General features: G+C 63.2%; 19 protein-coding genes. 12 read left to right on the forward strand and 7 right to left on the reverse strand.

The window, feature by feature from the left end; all coding sequences use genetic code 11:
* Window positions 1-93: 93 nt before the first annotated feature.
* The 4 genes from KIO76_RS15345 (at window position 94) to KIO76_RS31605 (ending at window position 4,399) form a co-directional block, all read left to right on the forward strand.
* On the forward strand, window positions 94-1,542 hold the full coding sequence (locus KIO76_RS15345) for an NAD-dependent succinate-semialdehyde dehydrogenase (protein ID WP_213324075.1): 1,449 nt from the start codon (window positions 94-96) through the stop codon (window positions 1,540-1,542).
* The gene (rpiA, locus tag KIO76_RS15350; RefSeq protein WP_213324076.1) at window positions 1,539-2,264 is read left to right on the forward strand and encodes a ribose-5-phosphate isomerase RpiA; all 726 of its coding nucleotides are present in this window, start codon (window positions 1,539-1,541) and stop codon (window positions 2,262-2,264) included. Before KIO76_RS15345 ends, rpiA begins: the two co-directional genes overlap by 4 nt.
* 48 nt (window positions 2,265-2,312) lie before the next feature.
* The gene (locus KIO76_RS15355) at window positions 2,313-2,804 is read left to right on the forward strand and encodes a DUF2059 domain-containing protein (protein WP_213324077.1); all 492 of its coding nucleotides are present in this window, start codon (window positions 2,313-2,315) and stop codon (window positions 2,802-2,804) included.
* Window positions 2,805-3,157: 353 nt separating this feature from the next.
* Window positions 3,158-4,399, forward strand: a complete 1,242-nt coding sequence (locus KIO76_RS31605; RefSeq protein ID WP_213324078.1) for a calcium-binding protein — start codon at window positions 3,158-3,160, stop codon at window positions 4,397-4,399.
* A 134-nt stretch (window positions 4,400-4,533) separates the two neighbouring features.
* Here KIO76_RS31605 and KIO76_RS15365 read toward each other — a convergent pair whose 3' ends face one another.
* The 3 genes from KIO76_RS15365 to KIO76_RS15375 form a co-directional block, all read right to left on the reverse strand.
* Complete coding sequence (locus KIO76_RS15365; RefSeq protein WP_213324079.1) at window positions 4,534-6,033, reverse strand: tripartite tricarboxylate transporter permease; 1,500 nt, start codon at window positions 6,031-6,033, stop codon at window positions 4,534-4,536.
* A 10-nt stretch (window positions 6,034-6,043) separates the two neighbouring features.
* Window positions 6,044-6,520: a tripartite tricarboxylate transporter TctB family protein gene (locus KIO76_RS15370; RefSeq protein WP_213324080.1), complete on the reverse strand. Its 477-nt coding sequence runs from the start codon at window positions 6,518-6,520 to the stop codon at window positions 6,044-6,046.
* 181 nt (window positions 6,521-6,701) lie between these two features.
* Complete coding sequence (locus KIO76_RS15375; protein ID WP_249729915.1) at window positions 6,702-7,658, reverse strand: Bug family tripartite tricarboxylate transporter substrate binding protein; 957 nt, start codon at window positions 7,656-7,658, stop codon at window positions 6,702-6,704.
* 318 nt (window positions 7,659-7,976) lie between these two features.
* On the opposite strand from KIO76_RS15375, the gene gor reads away from it, so the two are divergent.
* Window positions 7,977-9,344: a glutathione-disulfide reductase gene (gene gor / locus KIO76_RS15380; RefSeq protein WP_213324081.1), complete on the forward strand. Its 1,368-nt coding sequence runs from the start codon at window positions 7,977-7,979 to the stop codon at window positions 9,342-9,344.
* A gap of 70 nt (window positions 9,345-9,414) precedes the next feature.
* Here gor and KIO76_RS15385 read toward each other — a convergent pair whose 3' ends face one another.
* The gene (locus tag KIO76_RS15385) at window positions 9,415-10,626 is read right to left on the reverse strand and encodes an MFS transporter (RefSeq protein WP_213324082.1); all 1,212 of its coding nucleotides are present in this window, start codon (window positions 10,624-10,626) and stop codon (window positions 9,415-9,417) included.
* Between the two features lie 445 nt (window positions 10,627-11,071).
* Here KIO76_RS15385 and KIO76_RS15390 point away from each other — a divergent pair, with 445 nt between their 5' ends.
* From KIO76_RS15390 to gltX, 3 genes are all read left to right on the forward strand, one after another.
* On the forward strand, window positions 11,072-12,460 hold the full coding sequence (locus KIO76_RS15390; protein WP_213324083.1) for a class II 3-deoxy-7-phosphoheptulonate synthase: 1,389 nt from the start codon (window positions 11,072-11,074) through the stop codon (window positions 12,458-12,460).
* 154 nt (window positions 12,461-12,614) lie between these two features.
* Complete coding sequence (locus KIO76_RS15395) at window positions 12,615-14,348, forward strand: NAD+ synthase (protein WP_213324084.1); 1,734 nt, start codon at window positions 12,615-12,617, stop codon at window positions 14,346-14,348.
* A 99-nt stretch (window positions 14,349-14,447) separates the two neighbouring features.
* Window positions 14,448-15,797 carry a glutamate--tRNA ligase gene (gene gltX, locus KIO76_RS15400; RefSeq protein WP_213324085.1) on the forward strand — a complete coding sequence of 450 codons (1,350 nt, stop codon included), beginning with the start codon at window positions 14,448-14,450 and terminating at the stop codon, window positions 15,795-15,797.
* A gap of 157 nt (window positions 15,798-15,954) precedes the next feature.
* Here gltX and KIO76_RS15405 read toward each other — a convergent pair whose 3' ends face one another.
* Together KIO76_RS15405 and KIO76_RS15410 are read right to left on the reverse strand one after the other, a co-directional pair.
* Entirely contained in the window at window positions 15,955-17,181 is a 1,227-nt protein-coding gene (locus KIO76_RS15405; RefSeq protein WP_213324086.1) for a DUF2865 domain-containing protein, read from the reverse strand.
* Window positions 17,182-17,365: 184 nt separating this feature from the next.
* Entirely contained in the window at window positions 17,366-17,827 is a 462-nt protein-coding gene (locus tag KIO76_RS15410) for a MarR family winged helix-turn-helix transcriptional regulator (RefSeq protein ID WP_249729611.1), read from the reverse strand.
* A gap of 1,070 nt (window positions 17,828-18,897) precedes the next feature.
* Between KIO76_RS15410 and KIO76_RS15415 the strand changes: the two genes are divergently transcribed.
* Window positions 18,898-19,353, forward strand: a complete 456-nt coding sequence (locus KIO76_RS15415) for a CreA family protein (RefSeq protein ID WP_249729917.1) — start codon at window positions 18,898-18,900, stop codon at window positions 19,351-19,353.
* 217 nt (window positions 19,354-19,570) lie between these two features.
* On the opposite strand, the gene KIO76_RS15420 is transcribed toward KIO76_RS15415, so the two are convergent.
* On the reverse strand, window positions 19,571-19,879 hold the full coding sequence (locus KIO76_RS15420; protein ID WP_213324089.1) for a hypothetical protein: 309 nt from the start codon (window positions 19,877-19,879) through the stop codon (window positions 19,571-19,573).
* A gap of 448 nt (window positions 19,880-20,327) precedes the next feature.
* On the opposite strand from KIO76_RS15420, the gene cysS reads away from it, so the two are divergent.
* The 3 genes from cysS to cimA are packed head-to-tail and all read left to right on the forward strand — an operon-like array spanning window position 20,328 to window position 23,922.
* The gene (gene cysS / locus KIO76_RS15425; RefSeq protein WP_213325282.1) at window positions 20,328-21,818 is read left to right on the forward strand and encodes a cysteine--tRNA ligase; all 1,491 of its coding nucleotides are present in this window, start codon (window positions 20,328-20,330) and stop codon (window positions 21,816-21,818) included.
* On the forward strand, window positions 21,818-22,321 hold the full coding sequence (locus tag KIO76_RS15430) for a GNAT family N-acetyltransferase (RefSeq protein ID WP_213324090.1): 504 nt from the start codon (window positions 21,818-21,820) through the stop codon (window positions 22,319-22,321). The genes cysS and KIO76_RS15430 overlap by 1 nt, the downstream gene beginning before the upstream one ends.
* The gene (gene cimA / locus KIO76_RS15435) at window positions 22,318-23,922 is read left to right on the forward strand and encodes a citramalate synthase (RefSeq protein ID WP_213324091.1); all 1,605 of its coding nucleotides are present in this window, start codon (window positions 22,318-22,320) and stop codon (window positions 23,920-23,922) included. Before KIO76_RS15430 ends, cimA begins: the two co-directional genes overlap by 4 nt.
* Window positions 23,923-24,052: the final 130 nt, after the last annotated feature.

Consider the following 24,052-nt stretch of genomic DNA (forward strand, 5'->3'; position numbering starts at 1 on the left):
ATGTCCGCTGGAGAAGCAACAGCGGCGCTTTGCGTGCCGGACAGCGCATGCTAGAGGACGGGCTCGTTTATTGAAGACCAGGGAGGCTTCGTCATGCAGCTCAAAGATTCATCCCTACTTGTCGAAGCCTGTTTCGTGAATGGAGCCTGGATCGGCGAGGCGCAGACCCCCGTTACCAATCCCGTGAACGGCTCTGTCATTGCCAAGGTCCCGCATTTCGGTGCCGAGGAGACCACACGGGCCGTCGAGGCGGCCGGCGCGGCGCAGGCTGGATGGGCAAAGCGCACGGCGAAGGAACGGGCTGCCATCCTGCGCCGGTGGTTCGATCTGATCATCGCCAACCGTGACGATCTTGCGCTGATTATGACCTCCGAGCAGGGCAAGCCTCTTGCCGAGGCCCGCGGCGAGATCGACTATGCCGCGGCTTTCATCGAGTTCTATGCCGAAGAGGCCAAGCGCCTCTATGGCGAAACAATCCCCTCGCCATGGCCGAACGCCCGCATGGTCGTTATCCGCCAGCCGGTCGGCGTCATCGCGGCGATCACGCCCTGGAACTTCCCTGCCGCCATGATTACCCGCAAGGTCGGCCCGGCGCTGGCCGCCGGCTGCACGGCCGTGGTCAAGCCTGCCGGCGAGACGCCGCTGACGGCCCTGGCACTTGGGGTCCTCGCCGAACGTGCGGGTCTGCCGGCCGGCGTTCTCAACATCGTTACGGGTTCCGCGCGGGACATCGGCAAGGTGATGACCGAGCATCCGCTGGTCAAACTCATCAGCTTCACTGGTTCCACGGAGGTCGGGAAGCTCCTGATGCGGCAAGCGGCTTCCACCGTGAAGAAGGTGGGCCTCGAACTCGGCGGCAACGCGCCCTTCATCGTGTTCGACGATGCGGATGTCGATGCTGCCGTTGAAGGCGCCATGGCGTCGAAGTTCCGCAACATGGGCCAGACCTGCGTCTGCGCGAACCGCCTCTATGTGCAGGCGGGCATCCATGATGCTTTCGTCGAGAAGCTCACCGCGCGTGTTGGCGCTCTGAAGGTGGGCGACGGCACTCAGGCCGGTATCGAGCAAGGTCCGCTCATCACTGCGGCGGCCGTGTCGAAAGTCGAGGAGCATATCGCCGATGCGTTGTCTAAGGGCGCGGAGGTTCGCGTCGGCGGCAAGCGCCACGCCCTCGGACAAACCTTCTTCGAGCCGACGGTGCTCACTAACGTCAAGAAGGACATGATGATCGCGCGCGAGGAGACCTTCGGACCGCTCGCGCCAGTCTTCCGTTTCGAGACCGAGGCGGACGTCATCGCCCAGTCCAACGACACCGAGTTCGGCCTCGCAGCCTATTTCTTCTCGCGCGACATCGGGCGCATCTTCCGCGTCGCGGAGGCATTGGAATACGGCATTGTCGGCGTCAACTCGGGTCTCATCTCGACTGAGGTCGCACCGTTCGGCGGCATCAAGGAATCCGGGATCGGCCGCGAGGGCTCTCGTCACGGTATCGAGGAGTTCACGGAGCTGAAATACATGCTGCTCGCGGGGCTCGACAAGTGAGCAACGAGGACGCCAAGCGCCAGGCTGCGGCACAGGCCGTCGCCCTTGTGGAAGATGGCATGCGCCTGGGCCTTGGCACAGGATCCACGGCGAAGCACTTTGTCGCTCTCTTGGGAGAGCGCGTGCGTGGCGGCCTCAAGGTGATCGGCGTGCCGACGTCGGAGCGCACGCGCGCTCAGGCCGAGTCCGAGGGTATCCCCTTGTCGGATCTCGATGCGACGCCGGAGCTCGACCTGACGGTCGATGGAGCTGACGAGATCGACGAGGATCTGCGCCTCATCAAGGGCGGGGGCGGCGCTCTCCTGCGTGAGAAGATCGTGGCGGCCGCAAGCGCGCGCATGATCGTCATAGCCGACGACAGCAAGCGCGTGGCCGTGCTCGGCCGCTTTCCACTGCCGGTTGAGGTTGTGCCCTTTGGCCTCGCTGCAACGACGCTCGCCGTGCGCGATGCTGCGGCCGCCGCCGGATGCCGTGGCGATCTCCGGCTCCGCAAGCAGGCAGATGGCACTCCGTTCATCACCGACGGCGGGCATTATATTCTCGATGGATCATTCGGTGCGATCACCGAGCCGGAGCGGCTTAGCCAAGCTCTGCTTTCAGTTCCCGGCGTCGTGGATCACGGGTTGTTCATCCGCCTGGCGACCGGCGCGATCGTTGCGTCGCCCCACGGCGTCTCCACTTATGGGGATCTTACAAAAACGCGCATGGTGCCAAGGAGTTAGAAAGTCATGATACGCGCTTTCAGCCGCATTTCGTTCGCCGCGCTGGCCTTGGCGCTGACAACCGCTACAGCGGCCATCGCACAGCAGCCGGCACCGCAGGCCCCCGCCCAGGCGGCCCCGCAGGTGACGCAGAGCCATATTGCCGTCGCGCGCGACGTCATTATCGGATCAGGCATGGCGCGCTCGTTCGAAGCGCTCGTCCCGACCTTTGGTGAGCAGATCAAGCAGCTGTTCGTAACGCGGCCAGAGCTGGCCAAGGATATCGATGCAGCGCTTGTGCAGATCCGGCCGGAGATCGAGGCTCGCAAGCAGGAGCTGATCACGAATTCCGCACGCATGCTGGCCACACACCTTAGCGAGGCGGACCTGCAGCAAATCAATACGTTCTTCAGTTCGCCGGCGGGCAAGAAGTATGTTGAAGTGCAGCCGCTGCTGTTGAACGATATTTTCGATGCGATGCGCGAATGGGCCAACGAGACCGCCGACTTCGCCTTGCAGCGCGTCCGTGCGGAGCTGCAGAAGAAGGGCCACACGCTCTAAAGTGCTTTCCCTCGGATCGCGCGGCCGGCCCGGCGCCCGGATTGGGGTAATCACAGAGATTTGCGGCATGTTCGGCGGATACCGCTGACCCGCGTGCTCCAGGCCCGTTACGGGTTGTGTACGCCACGTGCAACGCGCCCGGGGCGTCGCCCTTAGGTGCTGATGGATCCATCGTGACAGAATAAAATCTATAACAGCCGCGCCCCTGCGCGGCTGTTCGCGTTTCATGCATTGATCATCTGCGCCATTTGCCAGTCTTTTGCTGCATTCGGAAGCGCGCTATGTGAAGACGCGATGGTAGATATATTTTGCGTATCGCGCAGATATATCCTATCAGTTTCACCGAGGTTAGCGTGAGTTCACAAGTATATTCTCAAAATTATGTTGGCAAAGGTGGTCGATTGGTCTCGGTCATCACCAGTGATCCGTCCCGGTATTCCGTGCCCGTGTCTTGCTTGGCTGGCGTATTTGAAGAGGCTCAGGTTCATCTGCCATACGGCTTCGTCAAGCCTACCATTTCTGGATGCAAGGATGTCGGCGTCGCCGGCACGGGTCGTGAGCAGAGCACAGGCCGACCTCTATTTTGGGCGCTCTCGGGAGACCGGCCCTTTTTCTGGGCCACGCCAGCCACAAAATCGACGACCTTCGATCTTGGAGCAAGCGCAGGGGTGGAAATACTCAAGGTCGGGCATTACCCGGGTGAGTTGATCCTCCGAAACATGCCGACCTCGACGCGTCTGGGAATTGTCGGCACCACGCATCGCCTGGAAGTACAAGTAAAGCCGGAAGATACGGACAATATGCTCGACGTCGTCATTGCGGGTATCAATCAAACCGTTGCCCTGAGCGGTATCAGCAACGTCCATATGCTGGTATGGTCTGCCTCCAAGGTGACGTTGGACAGTCGCAGCTTGAAATTCCTGTCGATCGAGGGAGCGCGGGACCTCGATCTCTCCATTCCCCAAGGTGGAATGGAGCGTCTTGAAGATATCTCGGCCGCGCGCGCCACGGGGCAACTCAAGTTCTCCGCGGAGCAGACGCGACCCCTGACGATGGCAGGTTCTCAAGGTCCGAACGTGATCAAGCTCGGTGGGGAGGGGGATGTCATTCTGGTCACCGGAGATGTCGATGATGTGGTCTATACGGGTGCCGGTAATGACTATGTCCGGACCGGCAAAGGCGACGACGTCATCTCACCCGGCGCGGGCCGCAATTTTGTTGAGACTGGGACGGGTCACGATGTCGTGGTGATCGCACGCGCCGAACATTCTGTGCTCCCCAGCGTCAAGGAGAAAATGCTCACGACGATCACAGATTTTGATCCGGCAAATGACATCCTCCGCTTCGCCTTCTTACGCGAAGGGCGGCTTCTCGACCATGATCGGACTTTGACATTAGAGCAAGAAGTAGCCACCAGTAACGCGACAACTCTCGAAGACGCTGCTGCGACGATGCGAGCCCACATGAATACAAATGAAGTCGCTGCGCTTCATTGGGATGGAATAACCTATGTGCTCGTCGACAACGCGGAACAAACGACCGTTCGGCTCCATGGTGTCGTAGACATACAACCTGACTCGATCACGTTTGGTTAGAAGCTGAAGCTTGGCAAAGGCCGCTAACGGCGCGAACGCCACCTTTGCTGTGATGTGAGGCTTCTGCCTTATAGAGGCGCTTGCAAGTTTTGCGCCTCCGCGAAGCTCGGTGGAGTCCGGCTCACATCGCAGCTTCAGTCCTCATCAGCCTTGAAGCGATCGAGGCCCTTCAGCACGAAGGGAGCGATGAGCGCCAGAAAGGCGAGACCGAGGAGAGCCGCGGCGAGAGGACTCTCGACCAGCGCGATGGGATCGCCGAGGCTGATCGCCAGCGCGCGCCGCAACTGCTGCTCCGCCATGGGGCCGAGGATGAGCCCGATGACCACCGGCGCGACCGGATAGTCGTATCGGCGCATGAGAAAGCCCAGGATTCCGAAGACGAGCAACATCGACAGCTCGACGACGGACGGCTTGGCGGCGATCGTGCCCATGGTGGCGAACACGAGAATGCCCGCATAGAGCCAATGCTGGGGAATGGCGAGAAGCCTGACCCAGAGGCCGACCAGCGGGAGGTTGAGGACCAGCAGCATCGTGTTCGCAATGAACAGGCTGGCGATGAGCCCCCACACGAGTTCCGGACGCTCGGCGAAGAGGAGCGGGCCGGGGTTCAGATTGTACTGCTGGAAGCCGGCGAGCATCATCGCCGCCGTTGCGGAGGTCGGCAGGCCGAGGGTCAGCAGCGGCACAAGCGTGCCAGCGGCGGATGCATTATTCGCGGCCTCCGGACCGGCGACGCCCTCGATTGCGCCCCGGCCGAATTCCTCCGGATGTTTGGATAGCCGCTTCTCCGTCGCATAGGAGAGAAAGGTTGGGATTTCCGCACCCCCGGCGGGGAGCGCGCCGATGGGGAAGCCGAAGGCGGTTCCGCGCAGCCACGGCTTCCAGGAGCGCTTCCAGTCCTGAAGGGTCATCCAGAGCGAGCCGCGGACCGGCTCCAACGTCTCCGGCGCATGTTTGTGTTTGGAGGCAACATAGAGTGCTTCGCCCACCGCGAAGAGCCCGACCGCCAGGGTCGTTACCTCGATCCCGTCGAGAAGGTCAGGCACGCCATAGTGCAGGCGGGCTTGGCCGGACAGCTCGTCGATGCCAACGAGCCCGAGCGCCAGCCCGATGAACAGGCTGGTGAGGCCCCGCAACGGCGAGGCGCCGAAGGTTGCCGACACGGTGACAAACGCGAGCACCATCAGCGCGAAATAGTCCGCCGGACCGAAATTGATGGCGATCTCAACGAGCCACGGCGCGAGGAAGGCAATGCCCAATGTCGCGATGGTGCCAGCGACGAACGAGCCGATTGCGGCCGTGGCGAGCGCCGGCCCGCCGCGCCCGGCCTTCGCCATTTTGTTGCCCTCGATCGCCGTCGCGAGGGAGGCGCTTTCACCCGGCGTGTTGATCAGGATCGCCGTTGTCGAGCCGCCGTACATGCCGCCGTAATAGATGCCGGCGAACATGATCAGCGATCCCGCCGGATCGAGCTTGTAGGTGACGGGCAGGAGCAGCGCGACCGTCAAAGCCGGGCCGATGCCGGGCAATACGCCGACGGCCGTGCCCAGAAACACGCCGATCAACGCGAATACAAGATTCATGGGCTGGATGGCGACACTGAGCCCATGCAGTAGGGAGGGGAAGGCTTCCATCGATCCGCTCTTAGAAGAGATGTTCGAGCGGCCCGCTCGGCAGGGTAAGGGTCAGGAGTTTGGCGAACACGAGATAGGCGCCGAGCCCGAGAGCAAATCCCACGGCGAAGTCGACGGCAAGGGCGCGACGCCCAAAGGCGCGCGACGTCATCGCGAACAGGACGGCGCTGGCCAGAATAAAGCCGCCACCGAGCCCGATGATCCCGATCACGGCCACGAAAGCCAGCGTGATAAGCGCGACCGGCCCCCAGTCCGCAGCTTCCGGTTCCACTCCTCCACCGCGCCAGGCGGTGTATGCGGTTGCAAGCCCCAGAACAAGGATGCCGAGGGCCACGACGTTGGTTGCCGCCTCCGGGCCGATGCGCGCATAGGCGGGCGCGGCCGGCATGTTGCCGGCATCAAGACGCAAAAGGATGGCGATGCCGAGCAAACCGAGCGCTATGAGCAGGCCGCTGATGTCGAGGCGTCGCCTGTGCTTGTCGTTCATGCCGACGATCCTGAGAGGCGGGGGGAGGCGAAGCCGAGGCGAGACGTGTCGATCTTCCGGCGAGATCCTGTGGGAGATGGTCGGCCGGCGTTGCCGGGGAACAAGAACCGCTGGCGGGCGATCCTGCCAACGTTGACGGCGGCCGGCACACCGCGCGAGGGGCGCGGCGTGCCCGCAGGCCCTATTGCGTGAGCCCGATCGTCTTCAGTACGTCGGCGATGCGGGTTTGTTCGTTCTTGAGGAAGCTGGCGAAGGCGTCCCCGGCGAGATACGAGTCATCCCACCCCTTCGCCTTCAAGGTGTCCTGCCAGGCTTGGGATTTCACCATCTTGTCAATGGTGGACACAAGGTTCGCCGTCTGCTCCTTGGTGAGGCCGGGAGGCGCGACGACGGAGCGCCAGTTGATGAGTTCCAGATCGACGCCCTGTTCCTTGAGCGTTGGTCCGTCGATATAGGCGACGCGTGCCGGCGCCGCGATGCCGATCAGCCGCAGCTTGCCTGCCTTGATCTGGCCCTCGAATTCCCCATAGCCGGAAACGCCCGCTGTCACCTTCGAGCCGAGAATGGCGGCAAGGGCTTCACCACCGCCGGAGAAGGGAATGTAGTTGATCTTGGTGGGATCAACCCCGACCGCCTTCGCGAATAGTCCCACCAGAATGTGGTCGGTGCCGCCGGCCGAGCCGCCTGCCCACGTCACCTTGGCCGGATCTGCCTTCAGCGCGGCAACAAGGTCCTGCGCGTTCTTGATCGGAGAATTTGCCGGTACGACGATGGCCTGATTCTCAGCCGTGAGACGGGCGATCGGCGTGACCTGGTCGAGGGTGACCGGTGATTTGTTGGTGAGGATCGCACCGACCATCACGAGGCCGTTCACCATGAGCTGGGAGCCGTCTCCCTTGCCGCTATTGACGAATTGCGCGAGCCCGACGATGCCGCCGGCGCCGGGGACATTGACGACCTGCGCGCCCTTCACGATCCCTGAGGTCGTCAGCGCCGACTGCACCGCGCGAGCCGTCTGGTCCCAACCTCCGCCCGGAGCCGCCGGAGCCATGATCTTCAGTTCGGCATTCTGCGCCGAAGCCGTTCCGCCTAGAGCTAGGCCCCCCGCCACAAAGGCCATGCTGGCCACTGCTGCCATGACGGCAAGCGAGCGCCGGTTGATCCGCGTGCGTGCAGCACTGCCGGTTCCGACCATGACATCCTCCCAATTCCGTGTTGGCAACTTCCTGTTGCGCGTAAAGTGACGGTAAAGCCGCTGCATTTTACGAGCAAGATGCAGCTTTATTCGCCTTAAGGCTATGGTCATCCTGTCCGGCTCGATAACTGGAAGGGTACGGCCATGCGTGCGCTAGCGCATGGGCACGGCGAGCGCTCTCGTTTATAGGACAGGGGGGCATCGTCGCGGCTGCGTGGGGCGCTGCCTCGGCCACAAGGATGCGCTGGATTGGAGCTTACGATGACGACCGGTGATTTCGATGTCGATCTCTTCGTTATTGGCGCGGGCTCGGGCGGCGTCCGGGCAGGCCGCATAGCGGCGGGCTATGGCGCGCGCGTGATGATCGCCGAGGAATCACGTGTTGGCGGTACCTGCGTCATCCGGGGCTGCGTGCCCAAGAAGCTTTATGTCTACGCCAGCCGCTTTCAGGATGCTTTCGCGGATGCCGCCGGCTTCGGCTGGAACGTGCCCGAGGCGAGCTTCCATTGGCCGACGCTGGTCGCCAACAAGGAAACAGAGATTACCCGCCTCGAGGGCATCTACCGCCGCAACCTCGCCAATGCCGGCGTCGAGATCATCGACAGCCGCGCGGTCGTTGAAGGGCCCCATACCGTGCGTGTCCTGGCCACTGGGGAGCGCATATCGGCCAAGATCATCCTGATCGCCACCGGCGCGCGTCCGTCGATGGAACCGGCGGTGCCAGGTGGCGAACTCGGCCTCGTTTCCGACCAGATCTTTGATTTGCCGGAATTGCCGCGCCGGCTGCTCATTATCGGCGGCGGCTATATCGCCGTGGAGTTCGCGGGAATCTTCGCCGGGCTCGGTGTGGAGACCACGCTCCTGCACCGCGGTTCGCGGCTTTTGCGCGGGTTCGACCATGATCTCGCCGAGGGGCTCGCCGCGGCTTATCAGGGGCGGGGCATCGAGCTCCTGCTGGAACGGCGGGTCGAGAGATTGGATCGGGCAGGCACTGATATCACGGCCACCCTGTCCGACGGCACGACGCGCCGGTTCGATCAGGTGCTGGTGGCGACCGGTCGCAAGCCGCATACCTCCGGCCTCGGCCTCGAAACCGTGGGCGTCGCCATGAATGAAAAGGGTGCTGTCATCGTCGATGGGGACGGCCGCACCAACGTGCCGTCGATCTATGCGGTCGGCGATGTGACCGACCGCGCCAACCTCACACCGGTCGCCATACGCGAGGGCCATGCCTTCGCCGACACCGTGTTCGGTAACAAGCCGACCGGCGTCGATTATTCCCTCGTCCCGACCGCGGTCTTTTCGACGCCGGAACTCGGCACGATCGGGCCGAGCGAGGAGGCAGCGCGGGCGCTTTGCCCCAAGCTCGTCGTCTACCGCACGCGGTTCCGCGCGATGAAGGCCACCCTGTCCGGTCGCGGCGAGCCGGTGATGATGAAGGTCCTCGTCGATGGCGAGACCGACAAGGTTATAGGCGTCCACATCATGGGAGAGGCCGCGGGCGAGATGATCCAGCTCGTCGGCATCGCGGTGACGATGGGCGCCACCAAGGCGGATTTCGACCGAACGATTGCCGTTCATCCGACGGCGGCCGAGGAGCTTGTGACTCTCCGCACTCCGGTCAGCTAACGGAAAAGCGCGCGTGGATCAAGGCGATCCAGCGCTTTGCGGAATCAATTTCGGAGGCGGACGGCAGTCGTCATGTCGTCTGCGGCTCGATCTGTCCAAGCGGCTGCCCAAGCGGCTGCACCTCGGTATCGACAGGTGGAGGCGCCTTGCGGGAGATGCGCCACAGCACGTAAAGGCCGAGCACGCAGTGCACCACCGCGTTGTGCATGAACAGTGCACCGTCCCCGAAGCGTGCCATCAGGAACGAGGCGAGGGAAGGGCCGACGATCGCGCCAAAGCAATAGAGGAAGAGCAGCGTGCTCGACATATGCATGGCGCCGCCCTCGATGTTGCGATCATTGGCATGCGCGGCGATCAGCGGATAGATCACCGGCACGAAAAAGCCCATGCCGAGCGCCAACCCATAGAGGGGCCAGACCGAAGGGCTTTGGGACACGAACACGAGCGCAACCTCGACGGCGACCGCGCAACCGCAAACGATTGCGATCATCCACCGACGGTCCATGCGGTCGGAGAGACGCCCGAGCGGAAAGGGACTCGCGGCCGAGCCAAGGATGAGTATCGTCATGAAGGTCGCCAGCACGGTTGTGCCAAGTCCCGTGCGTTCAATGACCGCGGGCACCAGACTCCACAGACTGCCATTGGCGAGGCCGACGCAGATCACCCCCATCACGGCAATCGGGCTGCGGCGCGCGAGCCCGAGAATGTCCAGCTTCGCCTTCACCGGCAACGGCGGGGGCTCGGCGCGAGTCAGCGCCATCGGCACCAGCGCCAGCACGATCGACATGGCAGAGACGGAAAAAAGGGTGAAGGACTGGGCGGGAGCGATATTCAGGAACTGCTGGCCCGTCGCCGAGCCGCCGAAATTCATCACATTGTAGAGGCCGAGCATGCTCCCGCGATTTCGGTCGGTCGCCTTGGCATTCACCCAGCCCTCGACAAGCGCGTAAAGGCCGCCAAAGCAGAAACCGATGATGCAGCGCAAGACCATCCACATCAGAGGTTCGACGATGATGGCAAAGCCGAGGACGGCGCTCGCTGCAATGGCCGCCAGCGCCGCGAAGGCCCGGATATGCCCGGCGCGCCTGACGATGCTCGGTGCAAGCCAGGTTCCGCCGAGCATTCCCACGAAGTAGGTCGAACCAATTGCCCCGATCTCGGCTGGAGAGAAGTTCTCCAAGACCCCTCGCAGGGGCACGAGTGTGGTGACGAGGCCATTGCCGACGACGAGAATGAAGACGGCAATCAGAACAGGCGCGACGGAGGCAAGAGAGGCTGGCACGGAATCGGACGCCGTAAGGGGGCTGGAACGCTCACATCACATCCGATCACGGCGAAGTTACGGCTGCAACCATAAGCGGCGCCTTAATTCGCATGGAATTGCCTAACAGATTGGCCTACGAGCCATGCTCCAAGCGCACATCATCTCGGATTGCCTGCCGAGAGGTCATGAATAGGCAAATTCCACCCCTGAATTCTGCCCTCCCGGACGGCCGTGCAGCCCGTGGGATGGGTCCGTTCCGACGTCACGATGGCCTGCTCTAAAGTCATCTGGCCGGGCTGACGCCCTGGATGCGCTTGAGGGCGGGGAAATGTTCCGCGAGTGGCGCGGCGTCTTGGTGCTCGCTTTTCCGGGCATTGTGCGTATATAAGCCGCAGATTCCCCGGCGAGGTCGGGGGATTTTTGCAACAACGGTCCCAGGATTGGGCGTCGGGAGTTTGGAGAGATGAGCGAGCGTTGGACACCGTCGAGCTGGAGATCAATGCCGATCCAGCAGGTGCCGCTCTTTACGGATGCTGCGGCCCTCGCCAGCGTCGAAGATCAACTCGCCAGCTTTCCCCCCCTCGTTTTTGCGGGCGAGGCGCGCAAGCTCAAACGGGCGTTGGGCAAGGTTGCCGCCGGTGAGGCATTCCTGTTGCAGGGTGGTGATTGCGCGGAGAGTTTCGCCGAGCATTCTGCCGACAATATCCGGGACTTCTTCCGCCTCTTCCTGCAGATGGCGGTGGTGTTGACCTTCGCCGGCTCCTCGCCGGTGGTAAAGGTCGGCCGCGTCGCCGGCCAGTTCGCAAAGCCCCGTTCGGCACCGACCGAGACGGTGGATGGCGTCGAGCTGCCGAGCTATCGCGGCGACATCATCAACGGCATCGATTTCACCGAGGCGAGCCGCGAGCCGGATCCTCGCCGCCAGCTTATGGCCTACCGGCAATCCGCTGCGACGCTTAACCTGCTGCGGGCCTTCGCTTCGGGTGGCTATGCCAATCTCGACAACGCGCATCGGTGGATGCTCGGCTTCGTCAAGGATAGTCCGCAGTCGGGACGCTATCAGGAGTTGGCGGACCGGATCACCGAAGCGCTTGATTTCATGCGCGCCTGCGGAATTGATCCGGAGTCCCATCCGGAAATGCGCACCACGGATTTCTACACGAGCCATGAGGCGCTCCTGCTCGGCTACGAGCAGGCGATGACCCGTGTCGATTCCACGTCCGGTGACTGGTACGCCACCTCCGGCCATATGATTTGGATCGGTGACCGTACGCGCCAGCTCGACCATGCCCATGTCGAGTATTTCCGCGGCATCAAGAACCCGATTGGCCTGAAATGCGGCCCGTCCCTGAAGCCGCAGGACCTCGTGAAGCTTGTCTCCGCGCTCAATCCTGAGAATGAACCCGGCCGGCTTACCCTCATATGCCGCTTCGGTGCGGACAAGGTGGCTGACCATCTTCCCGGGCTCATTCAGGCGGTGAAGGCAGAAGGGCAGACGGTCGTGTGGTCGTGCGATCCGATGCACGGGAATACGGTCAAGGCGGGCTCCGGGTACAAGACACGGCCGGTAGATCTGATCCTCTCGGAGGTGAAGCAGTTCTTCGGAATTCACAAGTCTGAAGGCACCTACGCTGGCGGCGTCCACCTTGAGATGACGGGCAAGAACGTCACCGAATGCACGGGCGGCGCCCGCGCCATCACCGACGAGGACCTGCATGATCGCTACCACACGCATTGCGATCCGCGTCTGAACGCCGAGCAGGCGATCGAGCTGTCTTTCATGGTGGCTGAACTTTTGAAGGACGAGCGGACCCCGAAGCTGCGTGAACGTCAGGCCGACGCGGCAGAGTAGGCGAGCTGGGGGGGCCGGCTTTGCTGACACCCCATTGATCATCGAAGGCCCGTGCGCAGGAGCACGGGCCTTTTTCAATTGAGGGCGGCATTGCCCGGTCGCCTGCCGCCAACATCGCCTTTCCCTTTTCAAAATCATGGTCTAGACCGTGATCATGAGCGCATCGTCCGATCTTCTCCGCATTGCCCTCGCGCAGCTCAACCCAACGGTTGGCGACGTCAGCGGCAATCTCGCCAAGGCCCGCGCGGCGCGTGCAGAGGCAGCGCGGCTTGGCGCTGACGCGGTGATGTTCCCCGAACTCTTCCTCGCCGGCTATCCGCCGGAGGATCTCGTCCTGAAGCCGGCGTTCCTGGATGCCTGCCGTGATGCATGCGAGGAATTGGCGACAGACACCGGAGACGGCGGTCCGGCGGTGCTCATCGGCTTGCCATGGGCCGAAAACGATACCGTCTACAACGCCTATGCCATTCTCGACGGTGGCATCGTGAGCGCCGTGCGCTTCAAGGTCGACCTGCCGAACTACGGCGTATTCGACGAGAAGCGCGTCTTTGCGGCGGGGCCTTTGCCAGGACCAGCCTCATTGCGCGGTGTGCGCGTCGGCTTGCCGATCTGTGAGGATATATGGGGCGAGGATGTGGTGGAATGCATCGCTGACACCGGCGGTGAGATCCTGCTTGTCCCCAACGGCTCTCCCTATGCCCGCGACAAGATGGACGTGCGTTTCAACATCGCCGCCGCGCGGGTCGCGGAGAGCGGGCTGCCCCTGGTTTATCTCAACCAGGTCTGCGGGCAGGATGAACTCGTCTTTGACGGAGCCTCCTTCGTCCTCAACGGTGACGGTTCGCTCGCCATTCAGATGCCTGCTTTTGTCGAGGCCATGTCGCTTGTCACCTTCGAGCGCACGGCCGATGGCTGGCGCTGCAAGCCGGGCGAAAAGGCTCTGCTGGAGGAAGACGACGAAGCCGACTACGCGGCCTGCGTTTTCGGGCTCCGCGACTATGTTCGCAAGAACGGCTTTCCCGGCGTGGTGCTCGGCCTGTCCGGTGGCATCGATTCGGCGATCTGCGCGGCGATGGCCGTCGATGCGCTCGGCCCGGAACATGTGCATTGCGTCATGCTGCCGTACCGCTACACGTCCGGCGAGAGCCTCGCCGACGCATCGGCCTGCGTGAAGGCGCTCGGTATCCGCTATGACATTCTGTCGATCGCCGATGCGGTCGAGGGGCTGACAAGGGTGCTCAAGCCTCTCTTCGCGGGTCTCAATGCCGACACCACCGAGGAAAACCTGCAGAGCCGCGCGCGCGGCACGCTGCTGATGTCGATTTCGAACAAGTTTGGAGCGATGGTCGTGACCACCGGCAACAAGTCGGAAATGTCGGTCGGCTACGCCACGCTGTATGGCGACATGAACGGTGGGTTCAATCCGATCAAGGACCTTTATAAAACTCAGGTCTACCGTCTGTCCGCGCTGCGGAACCGCTGGAAGCCCGCGGGCGCGCTCGGACCGGACGGTGTCGTAATTCCCGACAACATCATCACCAAGGCGCCGACCGCGGAACTCCGGGACAACCAGACAGATCAGGATTCGCTGCCTCCCTATGATGTGCTCGATGACATCCTCGTCGGGCTTGTAGAGGAAGAGTTGCGCGTGGCCGAGATCGTCGCCCGAGGCCATGATCTTGCAACCGTGAAGAAGGTTGAGCGGCTGCTTTATCTCGCCGAATATAAGCGCCGTCAGGCGCCGCCTGGCGTCAAGGTCACCGCCAAGAACTTCGGGCGTGATCGTCGCTATCCGATTACCAATCGCTTTCGTGACAGCGGGACCGTTGGTCCGCAACGACGAAGCTCCATCGTCGTGACGACGTCAGCCAGTCAGGCTGATATCTGAACGCCGCGCCTTCACGCGCGACCCTTCCCTGGAGGCCCCACGGGCCGACCAGGGGACCGGCCAGCGCCGACTGACATCGACAGCCTGAATGGCCCATCAATGACTGCGCATTCTACTCCCGTCGTCCGCTTCGCCCCGTCACCCACGGGCTTTCTCCATATCGGCAACGCCCGCCCCGCGCTGCTCAATTGGCTCTTCGCGCTCAACCACGGCGGGCGCTTCGTGCTGCGCCTGGACGATACCGATCTGGCGCGCTCCACGAAGGAATATGCCGACGCGGTGGCTGAAGACCTCGCCTGGCTTGGAATCGAGCCCGACGTGTTCGTCCGGCAGTCCGATCGTCTCGACATCTATGACCGCGCGGTCGAGAAGCTCAAGGCGAAGGGTGTGCTCTATCCCTGCTACGAGACCCCGGACGAGCTCGATCGCCGCCGCAAGCGCCAGCTCGCCCGTGGCAAGCCGCCGATTTATGACCGGGCTGCGCTCAACCTCACGGCAGAGCAGCGCGCCGCCCTCGAGGCCGAGGGGCGTACGCCGCATTGGCGTTTCCTGCTCGATCATCGTGTCGTGCGATGGACCGATCTCGCGCGTGGGGTCATAGAGGTCGATACGGCTTCGCTGTCGGACCCCGTCCTCGTGCGCGCAGATGGCACCTATCTCTACACCCTTCCGTCCGTGGTCGATGATCTTGACCTCGGCATCACCCATGTGATCCGGGGAGAGGATCATATCACCAACACCGCCGTGCAGATCGCGCTGATCGAGGCTCTCGATGGCGCGGTGCCGACCTTCGCCCATACCAATCTCCTCACCACCGCCAGTGGTGAAGGGCTGTCGAAGCGTCTCGGACATCTCTCGCTGAGGGGCCTGCGGGAACAGGGCATCGAGGCGATGGCGGTTGCCTCGCTGGCCGTGCTGGTAGGCTCGGCCGAGGCCGTGCGGCCGGTCGCATCAATGGAGGAACTGGCGAAGCTCGTCGATCTCGCGCGTCTCTCCCACGCGCCCGCGAAATTCGATGAGGCCGAGCTCGCCTCCCTCAATGCCAAGCTGCTGCACAGCTTCTCGTATGGAGCTGTGCAGCGGCGTCTCAGGCTCCTCGGCGTCGAGGGCGGGGAAACCTTCTGGCTCGCGGTGCGGGGCAATCTGGAGCGGCTGGCCGATGCGCGGGAATGGTGGCGGGTGGTTGCCGGCCCGATCGATCCCATTATCGAGGATCACGCTTTCACCGCGACGGCCGCGGACCTGCTGCCGCCGGAGCCCTGGAATGCCACGACGTGGAAGGATTGGACGACCGCCCTGAAGGCCGCGACGGGCGTTGGCGGACGATCGCTGTTCATGCCGCTCAGGTTGGCCCTGACAGCCCATGACCACGGGCCTGAACTGGCGGCATTGCTGCCTTTGATCGGTGGTGCCAAAGCGGCCGCGCGACTGCGGGGCGAACGCGCCTGAGGCCGGCAGACCTCCGAGGGTCGTTGAGAACGCTGTTCTCGTCAGCGCGCTTGCCCCGGTGATCCTCCGATGGAGAAGACCCTACGCCTCTTCGGTCGGGCGCGGGAACACGCCCGGCTGACAAGAGGTCTCACCGATCCAGCGCGACCGTCGGGGACTATCGCGGGTTGATCAGGACGGAGTTTTGCGGGCTGGCGACGAGGTAGGGCGCGACGATGCGCACCTTGCGCCGCTGACCGTCCGGCCCCACTTCCTCGCGCAGCGTGCCGTCATCCTGATCGACGGTGGTCACCTCCGCGATGGATTGTGGACCGATGCCGGACGATGCTGCGCTCGCGGTCGGAACAACAGAAGGATCGTTCGCGGCGGCATTGTCGGCGGCATCCTCGTCATCGTCCGCCTTCGCCGTTGCGGCGGCCTTGGCCGCGGCAGCCGCTTGGCGTTCGTTGGCACGCTGAGCAGCGGTGGTCTTGGGGCGTGATAGTTCCTCGGCCTTTTCAGCGGTCACGATGATATCGCTCTTGCGCCGCTCCAGCATGAATTCCGCAGGCTGGAGCGCTTGCGCCCAGCTCTCTCCCATGGGGCGGCAGGAAACCTCGGGATTGAGGGTCCGCTCGTATTGCAGAGCGCTGGGGAGATCGGAATAGGGCCGTCCGGTGGCGCTGACAGCCTGGGCGACATTGCCGCCCTGGGCCATGAAGAAGAGTTCTGTCGGTGAAGCGGGGCATTGCGCCTGGCAGAGCTCCTGGGCGCTGCTTCGGCCGGAGGCGGGGCCGCCCAAGGGGAAGAAATAGCCATCGGCCAGCCGCACGCAAACGGCACGCGAGCCGCCCAGGCGTTTTTCGCCGCCCCCTTCACCATGGCTGGGAGGCGCCTGACCGTCGAGATCAGCCTGTGAGGGTTCTTGTTCGGGCTGGCCGCCGCCAAAGAGCATCTCGAAGAAGCCACGCTGGCGCGGAGCCGCCGCTGTGCGAGGGGCACAGGCTTCCGCCGCCGCCGCGCTCAGTTCGCGCCGCCGCGCCTCCGTCTGCGCGTCGCCGCCGCCGGCGCGCGAGCGAAGGAGGTCGTAATTGGCCTGCATCTGCGACATACGTGCTTGCAAGCCGCCGCACTCTGCCGGTCGCTGCCAACCGAACAGTCCGCCACCGCGGTCGCAGCCGAGCTGCTGATAATACCCACGAGTCCGTTCGAGTTCCGAGCGCTGGCGCTGTGCGGCCGCCGCATATTGCTGGCCCTGCCCTCCGCCGCGGGGGAGGGAGGCGAGTTCCGCGCGGTAACGCTGGCACGCGGCGGGCGACACCACTTCCTGCGCATAAGCATGACCCGTGAACAGGGTGCAGACAAATGTGGCTGCGATGGCATATGCCGCGCGGCGGCTGATCATGATGCGTCCTGTCATTGCCCTCAGCGGTAGCGGCATGAGGATGTATCTGTGTGGAGATTGACTAAAGTGTGTCGCTACGATCGAAAAGGGGTAAGCGGCGAATTCGCGAACACAAGGGATTGAGGTCGAGCGCACCTTGCCTAGCTCGCGTTGGCTCGCGCTGTCGCCCGAGGCGGTGTCGCGCCTACATATCCATCTCGGGAGGCGCATCCACCGGGATGCCGGAACGCTGCATCAGAACTTCGATGACCCGATCGAAGGCTGCCAGCTCTTCAGGGGGAATGTCTTTAGTCAATTGTTCCGCATAGCTTATTGCGAGCGGAATGATCTCCGTATAAAGCGCGCGTCCCTGATCCGTCAGAGACAGGAATGCTTCCCGGCGATCCCGCTCGTTCGCCCTGCGTTCCAGCAGTCCGCGATCTTCCAGGGCCGCTGTGGCGCGCGACACCTTCGTCTTGTGCATGCGGGTATGCGCGCCGATGTCGCGCGCTGTCATTTCGCCGAGTTCCCCAAGCAGCGCGATCGTACGCCATTCCGGCAAGCCAAAACCGAATCGCTTTTCGTAGATGCGGCCGAGACCTTCCGCGACGACCTGCGCCAGCACGTTGAGACGGTAGGGAATGAACCGGCTTAGCGTCAGCGTCAATGGCGCGGTCTCTTCATTCGAGCTCGCTCCGGAGGCAGTGCTAGCAGAAGGGGGAACGCCACGAGATACTGGGGAGGACATGGAACTCGATTACCGTTGGTCGGGTGGAACGGGGGCAGTTAACAACTTTTAGCACAGCAACGGATGCCAAGGTCCAGCGGACCCTGCCTGAAATCTGTGCGACGCGGGCCGAAGTGTTGTGCGCCTGTGCCCGCTCGACTCAGCGATGGCGCCAGGGAAACCGGAGAGGAAAACCATCTCCAGTGCCGCAAACCCGTTGATAGCTCCCGAGCTGCCGCTTTGGACGGGCCTCCGCATGTGCGGTCGTCGGCCTACCGATACCCGCGATATCGTGATTCCCGGAGCGGCGGCCGCCGGGGCGGTCATCGGCTTCCGGGCAAATGCTCGGTGGCCGGAGAACGCTGCGGTGAAGAGCCATCCTGTCCCGACAGAGCCAACGCGAGAGACATCGGCTTGGCCCGTATCGCTTGAGAGGGGCCGATCACCTGCGTCATGCTGAGAATGGCAACCAGGCTCACCCCCAGACAAAGCCCCAATTCGACGGGAGCAACGTGCCTGATACGATGTCCCTGAGCTACGATGCGCATGTCGGTCTCGCCTGTATCCAAGGGCCCGCTATCAGCGGACCGGCCGGAATACTGAACGCCACGGAGCTCTCGCATGGCGCGCATGCGTGTCCCGAGGAACGATGATTGAACAACTCTCGCGATCCTAGCGTCTGACAGATAAAAGTCAATTGCGGCAATAGTTTAGATGTATTCTCAATCAATGGTGGGCGCGAATGGGCTCAGGATAGATCACTGGCCGCTTCTGGCGCTGTACCCTGTGCCGGAGCGCTTGCAATCACAGCCGCTTGCAAAAAGGCCGGGAAAGACAGACATGCGGACAGTGCGGTCGTTGACCGGATCATGCCCACCATTTTCGGCTTGGCGCCACGAGGAGTGTTCGCGATGAAACGTCGCAGAAGAGACGGAACCGGCAGCTCGGGTTGGTTGTTTGCGCTCGGCCTCGGGGCGTTGAGCCTGCTCGTGCCCGCAGCACCGGGCGTTATGGCGCAGAACGGACCGGATCTGATTTTCCGCAAGTCGACCGTCTGGAAGATGCTGACACCGGACGATACGCTCGCGGTCTATGGCATTGATGATCCGGTGGTGGAGGGGGTGGCGTGCCACTATACGCTGCCGGAGCGCGGCGGAATCAAAGGCATGTTCGGTGTCGCGGAGGAAGTTTCCGACGTCTCACTCTCTTGCCGGCAAGTCGGCCCGATCACCATCAAGCAGAAGTTCGAGCAGGGCGAGGTTGTCTTCAGCGAAAGACGCTCGCTCGTCTTCAAGCGAATGCAGATCGTTCGTGGTTGCGATACCAAGCGTAATGTACTGGTCTATCTCGTTTATTCGGACAAGCTGATCGACGGTTCGCCGCAGAACTCCACATCGAGCGTCCCAATCATGCCTTGGGGCGCCAATGTCAATGTGCAGGCCTGCGCGGAATGGCTGAAGAAATAACGCCGAGCCCAATCCGCCGTATGCTGCTTTCCAAACGATATCAGCGCGTTGCACGGCTGTTCTGAATCGAACTCGGAAGATCGAACTCGGAAGCAAGTGGGGTTGAGCAGAGGCTGCGTGGCCTGCCTCGCTTCATCGTGGGCGGCCGGAACCGCTTGGCAACGGACCAAGCGGCGAAGCTGCTGTATTCGGAAGCCGTGCGAGGACTGAGAGGGCTCTAATTGTCGCAGGTGATGGCCATGGCCGCTGCGGTCGAACGCGACGCGCCCGTCGAGCTCGTGATGTCGCTCGCCGGCCCGAAGGCACTTGCCGCCCGATAGCCCTGGGCGACGCACCAGGCATTGGCGACCCCGGTGGCGCAATCGCCGCCGGTCGCGAGGCAATCCGCGACGCCGTAGCCATCATTGGCGGGAATGATAAAGGTTGCCGCTGCTGTCGCCGCACTCGCGGGCTTCGGCTGGGGCAAGAACGACACCGCCGCGACAAGAGCAGCGGCTGATCCGGCGAGGAGAAGGACGCGACGCATGGCCTGCAACATTCAAGGGTTAGGAGATTGGCAGAGCAATCTCATTCATTTGCGTAAATAAATTTTGAAACCGTAGGTTCCGCAGTGTGTCTGCACACATGCTCGTAAGGAGCGCACGCTCTTGACGGATTCGCGGGAAAAAGGCAATTATCCCGGCCATGATGGCGAGCGTCCGCACAACCCGGATTTCGATTATTTGCAGCTAGCGTAACCGCTGGCTGTTGCCGTCTTTGTCTTTCCCTTGAGATCGATCAGAGCGCGCCGATGGCCAGGGCAACCGGTGGCATGTGGCGTTCCTCATCTGGAAATGGGGTTGCGTTGGCGAAAGCCTGGGCTTCCGTCGATCGTCGCAATGCGCGCGAGCCTGTATCTTTGTTGTGGATGACGTGAGCTGAGGTGGCCTTTGATCCGGCGAGTTTCGACGGAGCGGGCGGAAGAGGGAACGGACATGGTGGCGGCCTTGGGCAGCGGCGAAGCCTTCGACAAGGGCTTGACGCTCTACAACACGCTGACGCGCGCGAAGGGAGCATTCGCGCCCATCGACCCAACGAATGTGCGGCTCTATGTCTGCGGCCCGACGGTCTACGACTACGCTCACATTGGCAACGCCCGGCCGGTTATCGTCTTCGACCTCCTCTTCCGGCTGCTGCGCCACCATTATGGCGCCGATCGCGTGACCTATGTCCGCAACATCACGGACGTCGATGACAAGATCAACGCCCGTGCCGCGCGCGATTATCCCGACCTGCCGCTGAACGACGCGATCGCCAAGGTCACGGCGCTGACGGAAGAGCAATTCCATCGCGACATTGCCGCGCTTGGCGTGCTTCCCCCAACTGAGGAGCCGCGCGCCACGGCGCATATCCCTGAGATGCGGGGCCTGATCGAGCGGTTGATCGCTCGGGAGGTCGCCTATGTCGCCGAGGATCATGTGCTTTTTGCCGTCGCCGCGATGGAGCACCTGCCGAAGGCTCCGCGTTACGGCGCGCTCGCCCGTCGTTCGCTCGACGAAATGCTGGCGGGCGCCCGCGTCGATGTGGCGCCCTATAAGCGCGACCCGATGGACTTCGTGCTGTGGAAGCCCTCGAAGCCAGGCGAGCCGGGGTGGGAGAGCCCGGGCGGCATCGCCGTTCCCGGCCGTCCTGGCTGGCATATCGAATGCTCGGCCATGTCGATGGCAAAGCTCCTGACGCCCTTCGGCGGCGGGCTCACCTGCGATGATCCGGCGAAGAACACCTTCGACATCCATGGCGGTGGCATCGATCTCGTCTTTCCGCACCACGAGAACGAGATCGCCCAGTCCTGCTGCGCCTTTGACAGCGGCCGCATGGCCAATGTCTGGATGCATAATGGCTTCCTGATGGTGGAAGGCGAGAAGATGTCGAAGTCGCTCGGCAATTTCATCACCATCAATCAACTCCTGGAAACCGACAGCTTCGGCGGCCGCCAATGGCCGGGGGCGGTGCTGCGTTTCGCGATGCTCAAGACCCATTATCGCCAGCCCATCGATTGGACGGTGAAGGCGCTGGAGGAGAGCGAGGCCGTGCTGACCGAGTGGTGGCAGGCGGGCAGAGGAAGCAGGCCGGCGGACCGCGTGCCGGCCGAAGTCGTCACGGCGCTCAGTGACGACCTCAACATGGCAGAGGTCATCGCAAGCCTTCATCGCATGAAGCGTGCTGGGCAGTTCGAGGACATGAGGGCAGCGATGCGCTTCCTCGGCTTCGAGCGCGTCATCGAGGCCATGATCGCGCTGCGGGGCCAGGCGACTGTTGCGATCAACAACAGCCCCGAGGTGCAAGAGCTTCTGGCGGAACGCGCTGCCGCGCGCGCCGCCAGGAACTGGGCCGAATCCGACCGTATTCGTGATGCGTTGGCGGCAAAGGGCATCCTGGTGAAGGACAATAAGGACGGTACCTACACGCTGGAGGCAAAACGCTGATGGGCACGACCAGACCCACTCCCGCATTGCGGCCCTTCCTGCCGTCGGACCTCGCCGTCGTCACGGCGATCTTCCAGGACAGCATCGAGGAGCTGACGGAGGACGATTATAGCGAGGCGCAGCGCGCCGCCTGGGCGGAAAGGGCGGACGAGCAGGATTTCGCGGCGCGTCTGACCGCTTCGCTCACGCTCGTCGCGACCATTGATGGGTCGGTCGTCGGTTTCGCCTCGCTCAAGGACAACAAGCACATCGACATGCTCTATGTGCATCCGGGTTTCGCGCGGCAAGGCATTGCGACGCTGCTCTGCGATGCCTTGGAGAAGCTCGCCGGCGGGCGCGGCGCGTCCGCCCTCACGGTGGATGCGAGCGATACCGCCCGGCCATTCTTCGATGGCAGGGGCTATGTGGGTGAGAGCCGGAACACGGTGCCCGTGGGCGAGGAATGGCTCGGCAACACCACGATGAAAAAGACGCTCGTCGCGTCCGACGGATCACTATCATGAGCACTTCAGCCGACGGCCGCGAGCGCCTCTATCTCTACGACACGACGCTACGTGACGGAGCCCAGACCACCGACGTCAACTTCTCGCTCGCCGACAAGCAGCTGATCGCCGGCATGCTGGACGAGCTCGGCATCGACTATGTCGAGGGCGGCTATCCCGGTGCCAACCCGCTCGATACGACCTTTTTCGCCGAAAAGGCGACCAAGAAGGCGCATTTTGCCGCCTTCGGCATGACGAAGCGGGCAGGGCGCTCGGCGGCCAACGACCCCGGTGTGGCTAGCTTGCTCGATTCGGCGGCCGACGTCATCTGTTTCGTCGCCAAGTCCTGGGACGAGCAGGTGAAGGTCGCGCTTGAGATCAGCCTTGACGATAATCTCGCCGGTATCCGCGAGAGCCTCGAGGCGGCCCGCGAGAGCGGCCGGGAGGCGATGCTCGACTGCGAGCACTTCTTTGACGGCTACAAGGCCAACCCGACCTATGCCTTGTCCTGCGTCAAGGCGGCCTACGAGGCCGGCGCCCGCTGGGTCGTGCTCTGTGACACCAATGGTGGCACGCTCCCGGATGAGGTCGAGGCCATTGTCCGCGAGGTTGCGCGACATGTGCCCGGCGACCACCTCGGCATTCACGCGCACGACGACACTGGTTGTGCGGTCGCCAATTCGCTGGCGGCAGTGCGCGCGGGCGCCCGGCAGATCCAAGGCACGCTCAACGGCCTCGGCGAGCGCTGCGGCAACGCCAATCTCGTCAGCCTCATCCCGACACTGGCGCTGAAATCGCCCTATGCGGAAACCCTCGCGATCGGTGTTGATGCGGAGGGCCTGCGTGGGTTGACCCCGGTGTCGCGGGCACTGGACGAGATCTTGAACCGGGCGCCGAACCGCCACGCGCCCTATGTCGGCGCCAGTGCCTTCGCCACCAAGGCGGGCATCCATGCCTCAGCCCTGCTGAAAGATCCCCACAGCTACGAGCATGTGGAGCCCGAGGCTGTCGGCAACCAGCGGCAACTCCTGGTCTCGGACCAGGCTGGCCGCTCGAATCTTATCGCCGGTCTCGCCCGCGTCGGCATCACCGTCGACAAGGATGACCGCCGGCTGACGCGCCTGCTCGCGGTGGTGAAGGAAAAGGAGGCGCAGGGCTATTCCTATGAAGCCGCCGACGCCTCGTTCTTTCTGCTGGCGAAGGGCGTGCTGGGTGGGGTGCCGACCTTCTTCAATGTTGATCGCTTCAGTGTGAATGTGGAGCGGCGCTATAACGCGGTCGGCGAGCTGACGACGGTGGCGGAGGCCATCGTCAAGGTCGAGGTCGACGGCGAGGTGCTGATTTCGGCGGCCGAAGGCAATGGGCCAGTGAATGCGCTCGACGTCGCCTTGCGCAAGGATCTCGGCAAGTACCAGCGCTTCATCGAGGGCATTCACCTCCTGGACTTCAAGGTGCGTGTCTTTCAAGGCGGCACGGACGCCGTCACCCGCGTGCTCGTGGAATTCGGTGACGAGACCGGCGCGCGCTGGTGCACCGTCGGTGTATCACCCAATATCATCGACGCGTCGTTCCAGGCGCTCAACGATTCCATCGTCTACAAGCTGGTGACAAGCGGGGCTTGAGCCGCCGCTGGTCCCTCCCCCAAGGGGGAGGGTGGCCTCGCGCCAGCGAGGTCGGGTGGGGTCAATGATGCTTCCGGGGCTATGCAGGTGCTGACGGACAACCCGGCAGCTCCAGGACGCACCCCACCCG

It is taken from the genome of Chelatococcus sp. YT9 (genome assembly GCF_018398315.1).
GTDB lineage: Bacteria > Pseudomonadota > Alphaproteobacteria > Rhizobiales > Beijerinckiaceae > Chelatococcus.

Excerpts from the sequence above, each read along its gene's own strand:
- KIO76_RS15390 (WP_213324083.1), top strand. The coding sequence starts at position 11,072 with ATGAGCGAGCGTTGGACACCGTCGAGCTGGAGATCAATGCCGATCCAG.
- KIO76_RS15420 (WP_213324089.1), bottom strand. The coding sequence starts at position 19,879 with ATGCGTCGCGTCCTTCTCCTCGCCGGATCAGCCGCTGCTCTTGTCGCG.
- KIO76_RS15345 (WP_213324075.1), top strand. The coding sequence starts at position 94 with ATGCAGCTCAAAGATTCATCCCTACTTGTCGAAGCCTGTTTCGTGAAT.
- KIO76_RS15370 (WP_213324080.1), bottom strand. The coding sequence starts at position 6,520 with ATGAACGACAAGCACAGGCGACGCCTCGACATCAGCGGCCTGCTCATA.
- KIO76_RS15365 (WP_213324079.1), bottom strand. The coding sequence starts at position 6,033 with ATGGAAGCCTTCCCCTCCCTACTGCATGGGCTCAGTGTCGCCATCCAG.
- cimA (WP_213324091.1), top strand. The coding sequence starts at position 22,318 with ATGAGCACTTCAGCCGACGGCCGCGAGCGCCTCTATCTCTACGACACG.
- KIO76_RS15405 (WP_213324086.1), bottom strand. The coding sequence starts at position 17,181 with ATGATCAGCCGCCGCGCGGCATATGCCATCGCAGCCACATTTGTCTGC.
- gltX (WP_213324085.1), top strand. The coding sequence starts at position 14,448 with ATGACTGCGCATTCTACTCCCGTCGTCCGCTTCGCCCCGTCACCCACG.
- KIO76_RS15395 (WP_213324084.1), top strand. The coding sequence starts at position 12,615 with ATGAGCGCATCGTCCGATCTTCTCCGCATTGCCCTCGCGCAGCTCAAC.
- cysS (WP_213325282.1), top strand. The coding sequence starts at position 20,328 with ATGGTGGCGGCCTTGGGCAGCGGCGAAGCCTTCGACAAGGGCTTGACG.
- KIO76_RS15415 (WP_249729917.1), top strand. The coding sequence starts at position 18,898 with ATGGCGCAGAACGGACCGGATCTGATTTTCCGCAAGTCGACCGTCTGG.
- KIO76_RS15430 (WP_213324090.1), top strand. The coding sequence starts at position 21,818 with ATGGGCACGACCAGACCCACTCCCGCATTGCGGCCCTTCCTGCCGTCG.
- KIO76_RS15375 (WP_249729915.1), bottom strand. The coding sequence starts at position 7,658 with ATGGCAGCAGTGGCCAGCATGGCCTTTGTGGCGGGGGGCCTAGCTCTA.
- gor (WP_213324081.1), top strand. The coding sequence starts at position 7,977 with ATGACGACCGGTGATTTCGATGTCGATCTCTTCGTTATTGGCGCGGGC.